The organism is Povalibacter sp., assembly GCF_036520495.1.
Taxonomy (GTDB): Bacteria; Pseudomonadota; Gammaproteobacteria; order Steroidobacterales; family Steroidobacteraceae; genus Steroidobacter.
In genome coordinates, this window is the sequence record NZ_DATDJO010000068.1 from 131268 (window position 1) to 144676 (window position 13409).

At 62.1% G+C, this 13409-nt stretch carries 10 protein-coding genes; 3 read left to right on the forward strand and 7 right to left on the reverse strand.

The window, feature by feature from the left end; translation table 11 throughout:
* The first annotated feature begins 11 nt into the window (after nucleotides 1–11).
* A complete protein-coding gene (locus VIZ63_RS23825) occupies nucleotides 12–443 on the forward strand; it encodes a thioesterase family protein (protein WP_331612318.1) in 432 nt (143 codons plus the stop codon).
* A gap of 147 nt (nucleotides 444–590) precedes the next feature.
* Here the strand turns inward: VIZ63_RS23825 and metH are convergent, their stop codons facing one another.
* The 7 genes from metH to gatC form a co-directional block, all read right to left on the reverse strand.
* Entirely contained in the window at nucleotides 591–4316 is a 3726-nt protein-coding gene (gene metH / locus VIZ63_RS23830) for a methionine synthase (RefSeq protein ID WP_331612319.1), read from the reverse strand.
* Between the two features lie 50 nt (nucleotides 4317–4366).
* Entirely contained in the window at nucleotides 4367–5284 is a 918-nt protein-coding gene (gene metF, locus VIZ63_RS23835) for a methylenetetrahydrofolate reductase (protein WP_331612320.1), read from the reverse strand.
* 38 nt (nucleotides 5285–5322) lie between these two features.
* On the reverse strand, nucleotides 5323–6228 hold the full coding sequence (locus VIZ63_RS23840) for a metalloregulator ArsR/SmtB family transcription factor (protein ID WP_331612321.1): 906 nt from the start codon (nucleotides 6226–6228) through the stop codon (nucleotides 5323–5325).
* Between the two features lie 158 nt (nucleotides 6229–6386).
* Entirely contained in the window at nucleotides 6387–7316 is a 930-nt protein-coding gene (hslO, locus tag VIZ63_RS23845) for an Hsp33 family molecular chaperone HslO (RefSeq protein ID WP_331612322.1), read from the reverse strand.
* A gap of 432 nt (nucleotides 7317–7748) precedes the next feature.
* On the reverse strand, nucleotides 7749–9191 hold the full coding sequence (gatB, locus tag VIZ63_RS23850; RefSeq protein ID WP_331612323.1) for an Asp-tRNA(Asn)/Glu-tRNA(Gln) amidotransferase subunit GatB: 1443 nt from the start codon (nucleotides 9189–9191) through the stop codon (nucleotides 7749–7751).
* Between the two features lie 106 nt (nucleotides 9192–9297).
* Nucleotides 9298–10761 (reverse strand): Asp-tRNA(Asn)/Glu-tRNA(Gln) amidotransferase subunit GatA, encoded by a 1464-nt coding sequence (gene gatA, locus VIZ63_RS23855; RefSeq protein WP_331612324.1) that lies wholly within the window; start codon nucleotides 10759–10761, stop codon nucleotides 9298–9300.
* A 56-nt stretch (nucleotides 10762–10817) separates the two neighbouring features.
* Entirely contained in the window at nucleotides 10818–11108 is a 291-nt protein-coding gene (gatC, locus tag VIZ63_RS23860) for an Asp-tRNA(Asn)/Glu-tRNA(Gln) amidotransferase subunit GatC (protein WP_331612325.1), read from the reverse strand.
* A gap of 143 nt (nucleotides 11109–11251) precedes the next feature.
* Here gatC and VIZ63_RS23865 point away from each other — a divergent pair, with 143 nt between their 5' ends.
* A complete protein-coding gene (locus VIZ63_RS23865; RefSeq protein WP_331612326.1) occupies nucleotides 11252–12295 on the forward strand; it encodes a rod shape-determining protein in 1044 nt (347 codons plus the stop codon).
* Between the two features lie 113 nt (nucleotides 12296–12408).
* Nucleotides 12409–13392 (forward strand): rod shape-determining protein MreC, encoded by a 984-nt coding sequence (gene mreC / locus VIZ63_RS23870; RefSeq protein WP_331612327.1) that lies wholly within the window; start codon nucleotides 12409–12411, stop codon nucleotides 13390–13392.
* The last annotated feature ends 17 nt before the right edge of the window (nucleotides 13393–13409 follow it).

A 13409-nucleotide genomic window follows, 5' to 3' on the forward strand; every position in this document is an offset into this window, starting at 1 on the left:
CGAGACCAGCGATGTCAGCGAACCAACCCCTTCCCCAGCGCGGCGAATTCAAGGTCCTGCGACCGATGCAGACGCGCTGGATGGACAACGACCACTACGGCCACGTGAACAACGTCGCCTACTATTCTTACTTCGATTCGGCAGTCAACGGCTACCTGATGGAAGCCACGGCCTCGGACACGCGGGAATTGTCGGCCATCGGCATCGTGGCCGAGACGAGCTGCCGTTACGTGAAGGAGATCAGCTTCCCCGATGTACTCCACATCGGCATGCGGCTGGAGAAACTGGGCAACAGCAGCGTGGTGTACCAGCTGGTGGTATTTCGTGGCACCGACACCGATCCTTCCGCCATCGGCCGCTTCGTCCACGTCTACGTCGATCAGAAGACCCGCCGCCCGGTGCCGATCCCTCCCGTCATCCGTGCGGCGCTTGAGAGGTTATAAGACCCGAGGATGCAGGCACACACAGGAGCACAAAAGACACAACGAGCACGAAAAAATTCGAATAGCTTGCATGCTGACGAAGTTTTTTCCTTTGTGCTCTTTTGTGTTCTTGCTTGTGCTCCTTTGTGCCCTTGTCTTTGCCTTATCTCACGCCGCGTCAGCGCCCGACTTCGCATCGGGGTCGTACCCCAGATTCGGTGACAGCCAGCGCTCGGCTTCTTCCAGCGTGATCTTCTTGCGGGCGGCGTAGTTGCGGACTTGATCGAGGTCGATCTTGCCGACGGCGAAGTAGCGTGAGCCCGGATGCGAGAAATACCAGCCGCTCACCGCCGCGGTCGGATACATGGCGAACGACTCCGTGATGGTGATCCCGGCATTCGCCTGCGGATCGAGCAGCTTCCACAACGTCGCCTTTTCGGTGTGATCCGGGCACGCGGGATATCCCGGAGCCGGACGAATGCCGCGGTACTCTTCCTTGATGAGATGTTCGTTGTTCAGACGTTCCTCGGGTGCGTAACCCCAGAATTCACGTCGCACGCGTTCATGCAACCGTTCGGCGAATGCTTCCGCGAAACGATCGGCGAGTGCCTTGAGCATGATGCTGGAATAGTCGTCGTACGCCGCTGCGAAACGTTCCAGGTGCGGCTCGATACCGATGCCCGCGGTCACTGCAAACGATCCGATGTAGTCGCGACGTCCTGAATCCCGCGGCGCGATGTAGTCCGCCAGACAGTCGTGCGGTTGCCCGTCGGGCTTGCCCTTCTGTTGCCGCAGGAAATGCAGCCGGTGCAGAACCTGGGTACGCGATTCGTCGGTATAGATCTCCACATCGTCGTCATCGACGCTGTTGGCGGGGAACAGACCGACGACGGCACGCGCAGTCAGCCATCGCTCGCGCACGGCCTGCTTGAGCATGCGGCGCGCATCGGCGTACAGATTGCTCGTCTGCTCGCCCACCACCGGATCGGTAAGGATGTCCGGGAACTTGCCGGCAAACTCCCAGGCGTTGAAGAACGGCATCCAGTCGATGTAGCGCGTCAGATCTTCGAACGAATAATCGTCGAAGGTGCGGATGCCCAGGAACTTGGGAATCGGCGGTTCGTAGGTATCCCAGCCACCCTTGAACTTGTTGGCGCGAGCCTGTGCGATCGTCAGCTGCGGCCCCTTCACTTTCCTGCCCGCATGCTGCTCACGTCGGATGGCGTGATCGGCCTTCAGTTTCGTCGCGAACTCGGCCTTGGTTTCCGGCGTCATCAGCTGCTGGCAGACACCGACCGACCGTGACGCGTCCTTCACGTAGACGACCACACCCTTGTATTGCGGATCGATCTTCACCGCCGTATGCGCAGGCGACGTGGTCGCGCCGCCAATCAGCAGCGGCTTGTCGAACCCTTGCCGCTGCATTTCGCGCGCGACGTGCACCATCTCATCCAGCGACGGCGTGATCAGGCCGGAGAGACCGATCATGTCTGCGCCTTCGCGGCGTGCGGTTTCCAGGATCCGCTCACAGGGCACCATCACACCGAGGTCGATGACCTCGAAGTTGTTGCACTGGAGCACGACGCCAACGATGTTCTTGCCGATGTCGTGGACGTCGCCTTTGACAGTCGCCATCACGATCTTGCCGTTGGAGCGCGACACGTTGCCGCTGGCCAGTTTCTCTTCCTCGATGAAGGGAATGAGATGCGCGACGGCCTTCTTCATGACGCGCGCCGACTTCACGACCTGCGGCAGGAACATCTTGCCGGCGCCGAACAGGTCGCCGACGACGTTCATGCCGTCCATCAGCGGACCTTCGATCACGTGCAGCGGACGCTCGAACTGCAGGCGCGCCTCCTCGGTGTCCTGGATCACGAACTCGTCCATGCCCTTGACCAGCGCATGTTCGAGGCGCTTCACCACAGGCAGGCTGCGCCACGCCAGGTCTTCGACCTTTTTCTGCCCTGCCCCACCCTTGAAGCGACCAGCGATTTCCAGCAGGCGCTCCGTCGCATCGGCACGGCGGTTCAGAATGACGTCCTCGACGCGCTCGCGCAGTTCCGCGCCGATGCCTTCGTAGATTGCCAGCTGGCCGGCATTCACGATGCCCATGGTCATGCCGGCTTTGATGGCGTGATACAGGAAGACCGAGTGCATCGCTTCGCGAACCGGGTCGTTGCCGCGGAACGAGAACGAGACGTTGCTGACGCCACCGCTGATGTGCGCGTGCGGACACGCCTTGCGGATCTTCGCCGTGGCTTCGATGAAGTCGACCGAGTAGTTGTTGTGCTCCTCGATGCCGGTGGCGACCGCGAAAATGTTCGGGTCGAAAATGATGTCTTCGGGCGGGAAGCCAGCCTTCTGCGTCAACACGTCGTAGGAACGCTTGCAGATCTCGACTTTGCGCTCGACGGTGTCGGCCTGGCCCTTCTCGTCGAAGGCCATGACGACGACAGCGGCGCCATAAGCACGAACTTTGCGAGCGTGCTCCAGGAAAGCCTCCTCGCCCTCCTTGAGGCTGATCGAGTTCACCACGCCCTTGCCCTGGATGCGCTTCAGACCCGTTTCGATGACCGACCATTTCGACGAGTCGATCATGATCGGCACACGGGAAATATCCGGCTCGGAGGCGATCAGATTCAGGAAGCGCACCATCGCGGCTTCCGAATCCAGCATGCCCTCATCCATGTTGATGTCGATGATCTGCGCGCCGCTGGTGACCTGCTGGCGGGCCACGTCCAACGCGGCGTTGTAGTCGTCGGCCTCGATGAGCTTGCGGAATTTCGCCGAACCGGTGACGTTCGTGCGCTCGCCGACGTTGACGAACAGACTGTCCGCGCCGATGTTGAATGGCTCGAGTCCCGCCAACCGGCAGCGTGGCTCGATCACGGGCGGCTGGCGCGGCGCGATCCCCTGGATGGCTTCGCGAATGTGATGGATGTGGTCCGGCGTCGTGCCGCAGCAACCACCGACGATGTTCACCAGTCCGCTGGTCGCGTACTCGCGGATCAGTTCGGCGGTTTCGCAGGCCGCTTCGTCGTACTCGCCGAACGCATTGGGCAGGCCGGCATTCGGATAGGCACTCACATAGGTATCCGCGATGCGCGACAGCTCTTCGATATAAGGCCGCAGCTGCTTGGCACCGAGTGCGCAGTTGAGACCGATCGCGATGGGCTTGGCGTGCGATACCGAGTTCCAGAACGCCTCGGTGGTTTGTCCCGATAATGTCCGACCCGACGCGTCAGTGATGGTGCCCGAGATGATGACGGGCAGATCCACACCAGCTTCTTCCATTGCCCGACCGATGGCAAAGATCGCTGCCTTGGCATTGAGTGTGTCGAAAATGGTTTCGATCAGGAACAGATCGGCGCCGCCTTCGATCAAGGCGCGCGCCCCGATCAGGTAGGTGGCGGCGAGCTGGTCGAAGTCGATGTTGCGGAATCCCGGATCGGTCACGCTTGGCGACAGCGACGCTGTGCGGTTCGTCGGACCGAGTGCACCCGCCACGAAGCGCAGCTCACCCGTCTTCGCATAGAAATCGTCGGCCGCCTTGCGTGCAATCTGGGCGCCGGTGAAGTTGATCTCGGCGACCAGGTCTTCCATGCCGTAGTCGGCCTGGGAGGAATAATTCGCCGTGAATGTATTCGTCTCGACGATATCGGCGCCCGCCTCGAGGTACTCGGTGTGAATCTCGCCGATGATCTTCGGCTGCGTCAGCACCAGCACATCGCTGTTGCCCTTGAGATCCGACTTCCAGTCCTTGAAGCGCTCGCCGCGATAATCCGCTTCGGTGAGCTTGCGATTCTGGATCATCGTGCCCATGGCGCCGTCGATCACCAGAATGCGTTCGGTGAGGAGGTGACGGAATGCGGCGATTCGTTCGTTGCGGGTCATAGGATGGGCCAGGGACTAGGGACTAGGGACTAGGGGCAGAGGAAGCCGCATCAGCCTGCAGCGGCAAGGGCGGCGGGTCTTACACCAAGCGCGTGACAGATGGCGAAGGTGAGTTCGGAGCGGTTGAGCGTATAGAAATGGAACTCGTCGACGCCTTCGCGCTGCAGCTGTTGCACCTGTTCGATGGCGACGGCCGCGGCGATCAGGCGGCGTGTGTCCGCATCCTGATCCAGTCCATCGAAACGGTCGGCGAGCCAGTCCGGCACTCCGGCCCCACAGGTCTTCGCCATGCGCTGCAGCTGCGGAAAGCGCGTAATGGGCAGAATACCCGGCACGATCGACGCCTTGATGCCGGCGGCCGCGCACTGGTCGCGAAAGCGCAGGAAACAGCTGGTGTCGAAGAAGAACTGTGTGATCGCGCGATCCGCACCGGCGTCGATCTTGGCCTTGAGATTGTCCAGATCGAAGACACCGCTCGGCGCCTCCGGATGCACTTCCGGGTAGCCGGCGACCGAGATCTCGAAATTGGCGACGGACTTGAGGCCCTGCACCAGATCGACTGCGTACGCGAAGCCGCCGGGATGCGGCACATAGGTCGTCGACCCCTGCGGCGGATCGCCGCGCAATGCCACGATGTGACGCACGCCGTGCGCCCAGTACTCACGCGCGATATCGAGGATTTCCTCGCGCGGCGCCCCGACACAGGTCAGATGCGGAGCTGCCGTCAGCGACGTCGTGCTCTGGATGCGCGTCACGATGTTGTGTGTGCGCGAACGGGTCGAACCGTCGGCGCCATAGGTCACCGACACGAAGCGCGGCTGCAGCGGCGTCAGGCGCTGGATCGACTCCCACAGCGTCTTTTCCATCTGCTCGTCTTTGGGAGGAAAGAACTCGAACGACACGATCGGCCGGCCGCGCAGATTCGCCAGTCCGTTGGTGATGCGATCCTTGAGTTGTTCCGCAGACATGACTGGATTCCTTCTCGTTCTTTGAAACGGACCGCGAATCAGGCGGCCACGTGGACAGGTGAAATGCGGCGCGCCACTGCGACGACCAGCAGGTCGTGCTCCGTGTCCACCGGATGAATGCGATCACACTCGAAGTCCGCCTTCGACAACCAGGCGCGCAGCGTTGCAATCGGATTGGATTTGGACGTCGAGGCAGCGAGGTGCTCGAAGTCTTCGACGATGATCAGCCGCGCGCCGGGCCTGAGCGTGCGGGCTACTTCCAGCAACGCGGCGACCGGGCGCTCGGCCTGAGCGAGGACGCGATCGGCAATCGCTGTATCGAACAACGGTGCGCTGAATGGCAGGTCATACATATCGCCGCGCTGCAGTTCGCAGTGGCTGAGACCGGCGCCATGGACGTGAGTGCGCGCGACGCGCAGGGCGTCGCTCGATATATCGATGCCGACGGCGCGATCTGCCTTGCCTGCCAGCAAACCAAGCACATGCCCCGACCCGGTACCGACATCCAGCAGCGCACCGATGGGTTCGGCACCCAGTTCCGCAACGAGGATGCGATCGACTTCCACCGGCAGCGCCAACGACTGGGCCACCTGCGCAGCGCGCCGTCCGCGCTCGCCGATGACGGCATTCAGCCGCCGCTGGTCCCGCAGGAGCACTTCATCGGTGTCTTTGGCGAAGGTAAGGAGCTGTTCGACGGTCTCGCGCCCCGCGCCGCGTGACGGCGTGCGGTAGTAAACCCAGCTTTGCTCCCGGAATCTATCGAGCAACCCGGCGTCGCTCAGCACCTTCAAATGCCGCGAAATGCGCGGCTGGCTCTGATCGACGATCTCGCAGATCTCCCCGACGGTCAGCTCGGCGCGCGCCAGCAGGGCCAGCAGCCTTAGCCGGGTCGGCTCGGCGGCCGCTTTCAGGACAGTAATCGCGGGTTGGAAGGACAAGCCCATGCAGATAAGGACATAAGGAAATGTTTATGTGTCGGCGAGAGTACGCCGCACCCTGGCGCGCCAGCAAGGGCGCAGAGGTATATGCCTCGTTTACCAGGAAGAAAGACTGTCTCTCGGATTACCGGGACAGTCCGTTCATCTGCTTGTGGTTATTGGCCTTAATGAATCGACGCACTGGCACCACCGGGCGGTGCGCCAGCAAAGATCTGTTCCATGTCCACCGGATCGAACTGGTAGGCGCGATTGCAGAAATCGCAGCGGACTTCGACGCTCCCCCGCTCCTGCAGGACCGACCGGATCTCGTCCGCCCCGACACCCCGCAACATTCCGACCACCCGCTCCCGTGAGCAACGGCAGCGGAAAAACACCGGGGACGTGTCGAAGATCCGCACGTCATCCTCGGCAAAGAGCCGTCGCAGGATCTCCCGGTCGTTCAGATCGAGCAACTCGGCCGGCTTGAGGGTGTCGGCCATCAGCTGCACGCGATGCCAGGCATCGTCGAAATCCGGACGCGTCTCGCCCGCCAGCACCGGGCCACCGCGCGAGGACAAGCTGGCGTCCGGCAACCGTTGCAGCAGCATTCCCGACACACCCGTGTCGTCTGCGTGCAGCCACAGGCGCGTTGGCAGTTGCTCGGAATTCTCGAAGTAGCCTTGCAGGCTGGCGGTGAGACCGCCGCTTTCGAGCGGCACGATGCCCTGATAGCGCTGCGAGAGGTCTTCGTTCTCGAGCGTGACCATCAGCTTGCCCGTGCCTGCCAATGCCAGCAGATCCGCATTGGGATCCGTGATTTCCGGACTCTCGCGATAGCGCGCCACGGCCCTGACACCCAATTCATTCGAACACTGGGCCAGCAACAGGTGCATGGGACCGTCGCCCTGCAATTGCAGACTGAGCGTGCCTTCGAACTTGAGCGTCGCCGCCAGCAACACGGAAGCGGCCACTGCCTCCCCGAGTGCCTTGCGGATAGCGATGGGATAGTCGTGATGTTCGAGGAGCGCACGCCACGCTGCATCGAGATGCACGATATGTCCGCGGATCGGGTAATGCTCGAACAGGAAACGATGGAGTGAGTCGCGATCGTGCATGAATGAACCAGGAGCTACGCAGCGGCAGGATGATTATGGGGCGTCGGCGTGGCAATTCCAGAGCCAATGACGGCTGCGGGAAACCCCCAACCAGCACTCAGCATCTCCACCCTCCGCAAGCGCGCCGCGCGGATCGCTGCTCATTTGCGCAATAGCAACTCAAGCATCCGGAGCAAGGACAGCCACTTCTCATTCACGGCAGACTTGGCGTCACCTTCACCGGCTTCCCTGATATCAGGCTGCAGTCACCTGCAGCGCCGGCGTCGATCCGGTGTTGTGTGGCAGCATCAAAGCGACGCTGCCGCCGCGCAGGCCGAATTGCAGGCCACCGCTGACGACCTCAAGTACTGGCCAGTGCTGTCGTTCGGACTGTCGTACAAGTTCTGATGCAGAAACCGGCTGGCGAGCGATCTCACCAGCCGGCGCTCTTCGCTAGCCCGCCAGCTTGCTCTTCAGCAGCTCATTGACCTGCGCCGGATTGGCCTTGCCCGCGGTCACTTTCATGACCTGGCCGACGAAGAATCCAAACAGCTTGTCCTTGCCCGAACGATAGTCAGCGAGCTGCTTCGGATTGGCCGCCATGATCTCCTCGATGACCTTCTCGATGGCGCCCGTGTCGGTGATCTGCTTGAGACCCTTCGCCTCGATGATGGCGTCGGCATCCTTCCCTTCGACCCACATCGCCTCGAAGACTTCCTTGGCGATCTTGCCGGAAATCGTCTCATCCACGATGCGCTTCAGCAGACCGGCGAGGCGGCTGGCGTCGATGCGCGATGCAGTGACGTCGATGCTGTCCTTGTTGAGCGCCCCGGAGAGTTCGCCCATGACCCAGTTCGCCGCGAGCTTCTCGTTGCCGGCGCCGAGTGCCGCCAGCACTGCCTCGTAGAAATCCGCCATCTCGCGGCTCGCGGTCAGCACACCGGCATCGTAGGCAGACAGGCTGAACTTCTGGATGTAACGCGCGGCCTTCTCGTCCGGCAGCTCCGGCAGCGTGCTGCGCACGCCTTCGATGAATGCGGCGTCGACGACGACCGGCAGCAGGTCCGGATCGGGGAAGTAACGATAGTCATTGGCTTCTTCCTTCGAGCGCAACGCCCGCGTCTCGCCCTTGTCGGGATCGTACAGACGCGTTTCCTGACGGATGGTGCCGCCGCCTTCGATGATGTCGATCTGGCGCACGACTTCGTAATTGATCGCCTTTTCAATGAAGCGGAACGAGTTGAGGTTCTTGATCTCGCAGCGCGTGCCGAATTTCTCCTGACCGACCGGCCGCACCGACACGTTGGCGTCGCAACGGAACGAACCTTCCTGCATGTTGCCGTCGCAGATCTCGAGATAGCGCACGAGCGTGTGGATCTTCTTCAGGTATGCGATGGCCTCTCGCGCCGAGCGCATGTCGGGCTCGGACACGATCTCCAGCAACGGCGTGCCGGCGCGATTCAGGTCGATGCCGCTGAATCCGTGGAAATCCTCGTGCAGCGACTTGCCCGCATCCTCTTCGAGGTGCGCGCGGGTGATGCCGATCGTTTTGAGCGTGCCGTCTTCCAGCAGGATGTCCATCTGCCCCTTCTCGACGATGGGTTTCTCGTACTGGCTGATCTGGTAGCCCTTCGGCAGATCGGGATAGAAGTAGTTCTTGCGTGCGAACACCGAACGCTGCGCCACCGTCGCACCGATCGCCAGTCCGAACTTGGTCGCCATGCGCACCGCTTCCTGGTTCAGCACGGGCAGGACGCCGGGATAACCCAGGTCGACGAGGTTCGCCTGCGAGTTCGGCGCTGCGCCGAATTCGGTCGATGCGCTCGAGAAGATCTTGGTCTTCGTCGCGAGCTGGGCGTGGATTTCAAGGCCGATGACGGTTTCGAAAGAGGACATGGTTCTCTTAGGCTCTAGGGACTAGGCGCCAGGCACTAGTCGGATCAGGAACAAAAACTCACCTCTTGAACTAGAGCCTAGCGCCTAGGCCCTAGCGCCTCGCCGGCTACTCGTAGCCGGCGGGGATCTGCTTGTGCCACTGCGTCTCCTGCTGGTAGCGGTGCGCCACATTCAGGAGTTTCGCTTCGGCGAAATGCGGCCCGATGATCTGCAACCCCACCGGCAATCCGCCGAGAAAGCCGCAGGGAATCGACATGGCCGGCAGACCTGCGAGGTTCGCGCCGATCGTGTAGATGTCGTTGAGGTACATCGTGATCGGATCGTCGGTCTGGGCGCCGATATCGAAGGCCGGTGTGGGCGACGTCGGTCCGATCAGCACGTCGACTTCGCCGAAGGCGCGTTCGAAATCATCGGCGATGAGGCGACGGATCTTCTGCGCCTTGAGGTAGTAAGCGTCGTAGTAACCAGCCGACAGCACATAAGTGCCCGTCATGATGCGGCGCTTGACCTCGGCACCGAAGCCCTCGCCTCGCGAGCGCTTGTAGAGATCCAGCAGATCCACCGGCTTCTCGCAGCGATAGCCGAAGCGCACACCGTCGAAACGCGACAGATTCGATGAGCACTCGGCAGGCGCAACGACGTAGTAGGTCGGCACCGACAGCGGCAGGTTCGGCAGACTGACTTCCACCAGTTTCGCACCCAGCGCCTCGTAGACCTTGAGCGCATCGCGAACCAGTTTGCCGTTCGCCTCATCGAGCCCTTTCTCGAAGAATTCCTTGAGCAGGCCGATCTTCAGACCGGCGAGCGGCTGGTCGAGTGAGGCCGTGTAGTCCGGGACGGGTGCATCGACACTCGTCGAATCGCGAGGATCGAACCCGGCCATGGCGCCGAGCATCATCGCCGCATCCTCGGCCGACAACGTCAGCGTGCCCGCCTGATCCAGGCTCGATGCGAAGGCAATCATTCCGTACCGCGACACCCGCCCGTACGTTGGCTTGATGCCGGTCAGCGACGTCAGCGCGGCGGGCTGGCGAATCGATCCGCCCGTGTCGGTACCTGTCGATGCGGGTGCCATGCGAGCGGCGACGACGGCAGCGGAGCCGCCTGACGAGCCACCGGGGACTTTCGTGAGATCCCAGGGATTCTTCACCGGGCCATACCAGCTCGTCTCGTTCGACGAGCCCATGGCGAATTCGTCCATGTTGGCCTTGCCCAGCGTGATGACGCCAGCTTGCGACAGTCGATCGACGACCGTTGCATCGTACGGCGCAATGAAGTTCGAGAGCATTTTCGAACCGCAGGTGGTCAGCACGCCGTCCGTGCAGAAGATGTCTTTGTGGGCGATCGGCAGGCCCGTCATTGGCGTGGCAGCTCCGGAAGCGAGGCGCTGATCCGCCTTCGCCGCGGCCTGCAGAGCCTGCTCGCCCGTGACCGTGATCAGGGCATTCAATGCCGGATTGAAGCGCTCGATGCGCGACAGGAAGTGCTGCGTCAGCTCCACGCTCGAAAACCGGCGCGCCTTGAGGCCCACGGCAAGTTCAGCAAGCGTCAGATGGTGTAGTTCTGTCATTGTCTAAGTGGCGTTGGCAGTGATCGGTCGGGCGCTGTAGCGGTCCAGCGGCAGGCTCATTCGATGACTTTAGGCACAAGGTACAGGCCGGCTTCGACCCGGACGGCATTGCGCTGGTACTTCTCGCGCTGGTCGCTATCGACGACTTCATCGGCCCGCAGGCGCTGCACCTGGCCCTTGAGCGGGTGCGCCATCGGCTCGACGCTCGATGTGTCGATTGCGTCGAGCTGCTCGACCATGTGCAGAATCTTCGACAATCGGTCGACGTACTCGGGCATCTCGGCTTCCGTGATCGCAAGTCTCGCGAGATGAGCGATGTTCTCGACGTCTTTACGGGTTAGGCTCATTGACGGTTTCCGCGAAGGACAAAAAACAGGGAAAAATCCCGGAAAAAAGCGCGCGTAATCATACACCTCGCCTTGTGCAAATTCCTACCCGTTGATAGAGTACCGCACCTTTTTTGCCCCTGTCGTTCGCCTGCACAACAACCATGTTCAAGAACCTACGCGGCTATTTCTCGAACGACCTGTCGATTGATCTCGGTACTGCAAACACTCTGATCTACGTGCGCGGTCGTGGCATCGTTCTGAACGAGCCGTCGGTCGTTGCCATTCGCGAAGAACCTGGCCGTGCCGGCAAGAAGATCGAGGCCGTCGGTCAGGAAGCCAAGAACATGCTCGGCCGCACGCCGGGACACATTACTGCCATCCGCCCGATGAAGGACGGCGTCATCGCCGACTTCACCATCACGGAAAAGATGCTGCAGTACTTCATCGAGAAGGTGCACGGCAATCGCATGATGCGTCCGAGCCCCCGCGTTCTGATCTGCGTACCCTACGGCTCGACCCAGGTCGAGCGTCGCGCGATTCAGGAATCAGCAGAAGGCGCCGGTGCGCGCTGGGTGCGGCTGATCGAAGAACCCATGGCCGCAGCCGTCGGCGCCGGTCTGCCGGTCCACGAAGCCCGTGGCTCGATGGTCCTCGACATCGGCGGCGGCACGTCTGAAGTTGCGGTCATTTCCCTGAACGGCATCGTCTACGCATCGTCGGTCCGCATCGGCGGCGACCGCTTCGACGACGCGATCATCAATTACGTCCGTCGCAACTACGGCATCCTCATCGGCGAAGCGACGTCGGAAAAGATCAAGATCGAAATCGGCTCGGCCTACCCCGGCCAGCAGGTCAACGAAATCTCGGTGAAGGGCCGCAATCTCTCGGAAGGCGTGCCGCGCAGCTTCACGCTGAACTCCAACGAAATCCTCGAAGCACTGCAGGAACCGCTGGCCGGCATCGTCGGCGCGGTGAAGGTCGCACTCGAACAGACGCCGCCCGAACTCGGCGCCGACGTTGCGGAACGCGGCATCGTCCTTACGGGCGGTGGTGCATTGCTGCGCGATATCGACAAGCTGCTGATGGAGGAAACCGGCCTGCCTGTCGTCGTGTCGGAAGATCCGCTCACCTGCGTTGCCCGCGGCGGCGGTCGGATGCTCGAGCTGATCGACGAGCACGGTCCAGCTCTGTTCAACCTGGAATGATTGCCGGGCATTCATCGCTTCTCGTGATTCCATGGCAGGGCGTTCCTCAGTGACCGCCCTGCTTCCCTCCTCTCTGGCCAACGGCCAGTAGCCAGCCGCCAGCAGCCTCATCAGTGGTCACCCTCAGTTCCGACAGTCGCCCGATCATCGGTCGAGGACCACCGCTCGGAGCCCGTTTCTTCGTTCTCGCCGTAGCATCCATCGCGCTGATGGTGTTCGACCATCGCGGCGGCTACATGGACGTGACACGCTCGTGGCTGCACACCGCGGTCAACCCGCTCTACGCCGTGGTGCAACTGCCCGGGCAGTTGTGGGACTGGATGACAGGTGGTTTTTCCGATCGCGGCCGCCTGCGAACCGAGAACACGCAACTCTCGGAAGAATTGCGCGCTGCCCGCGTGAAGCTGCTGCGCTTCGATGCGCTGACTGAAGAGAACCGTCGGTTGCGCGCGATCCGCAATGCCTCGCAAGGCATGGGCGAGCGGACGCTGATTGCCGAGATCATGCGCGTGGACCTCGACCCTTACCGTCACCGCGTGCGGATCAACAAAGGCTCCCAGGATGGCGTCTTCAAGGGCCAGCCGGTTCTCGATGCCTTCGGCATCGTGGGCCAGGTGACGCGCGTCGATGCCATCGGCGCCGAAGTCATTCTGATCAGCGACGACGAGCATGCGACGCCCGTGCAGGTGAACCGCAATGGCATCCGCTCCATCGCGGTGGGCAGCGGCGATATCAATCGACTGACCCTCCCCTTCCTCACCATCGAGTCCGACGTCAAGCCGGACGATCTGCTGGTGTCGTCCGGCCTCGACGGAATTTTTCCCGCGGGCTATCCGGTGGCCATGATCACCAAGGTCGAGCGCGACCCGTCGGCAACCTTTGCGGTGGTCGAAGCGCGCCCCCTTGCGCAGCTCGACCGTTCGCGCGAAGTGCTGTTGCTGTGGGTCGACCCCGCAACACTGCCGGTGCAGCCCGCTACGCCCCCCACGCTCGCACCCGCAGCGATACCCTCGGTGGAATCCGCCGCTTCTGCAACGACTGCGCCGACGACTGCAACGCCGGCAACGACCGCACCCACGACACCGCCACCTCCATGATGCATCTCCCGGCCCTG

Bases quoted from the DNA above. Each gene is read 5' to 3' on its own strand.
- hslO (WP_331612322.1), bottom strand. From the start codon at position 7,316: ATGCACGATCGCGACTCACTCCATCGTTTCCTGTTCGAGCATTACCCG.
- VIZ63_RS23840 (WP_331612321.1), bottom strand. From the start codon at position 6,228: ATGGGCTTGTCCTTCCAACCCGCGATTACTGTCCTGAAAGCGGCCGCC.
- gatB (WP_331612323.1), bottom strand. From the start codon at position 9,191: ATGTCCTCTTTCGAAACCGTCATCGGCCTTGAAATCCACGCCCAGCTC.
- metH (WP_331612319.1), bottom strand. From the start codon at position 4,316: ATGACCCGCAACGAACGAATCGCCGCATTCCGTCACCTCCTCACCGAA.
- metF (WP_331612320.1), bottom strand. From the start codon at position 5,284: ATGTCTGCGGAACAACTCAAGGATCGCATCACCAACGGACTGGCGAAT.
- gatA (WP_331612324.1), bottom strand. From the start codon at position 10,761: ATGACAGAACTACACCATCTGACGCTTGCTGAACTTGCCGTGGGCCTC.
- gatC (WP_331612325.1), bottom strand. From the start codon at position 11,108: ATGAGCCTAACCCGTAAAGACGTCGAGAACATCGCTCATCTCGCGAGA.
- VIZ63_RS23865 (WP_331612326.1), top strand. From the start codon at position 11,252: ATGTTCAAGAACCTACGCGGCTATTTCTCGAACGACCTGTCGATTGAT.
- VIZ63_RS23825 (WP_331612318.1), top strand. From the start codon at position 12: ATGTCAGCGAACCAACCCCTTCCCCAGCGCGGCGAATTCAAGGTCCTG.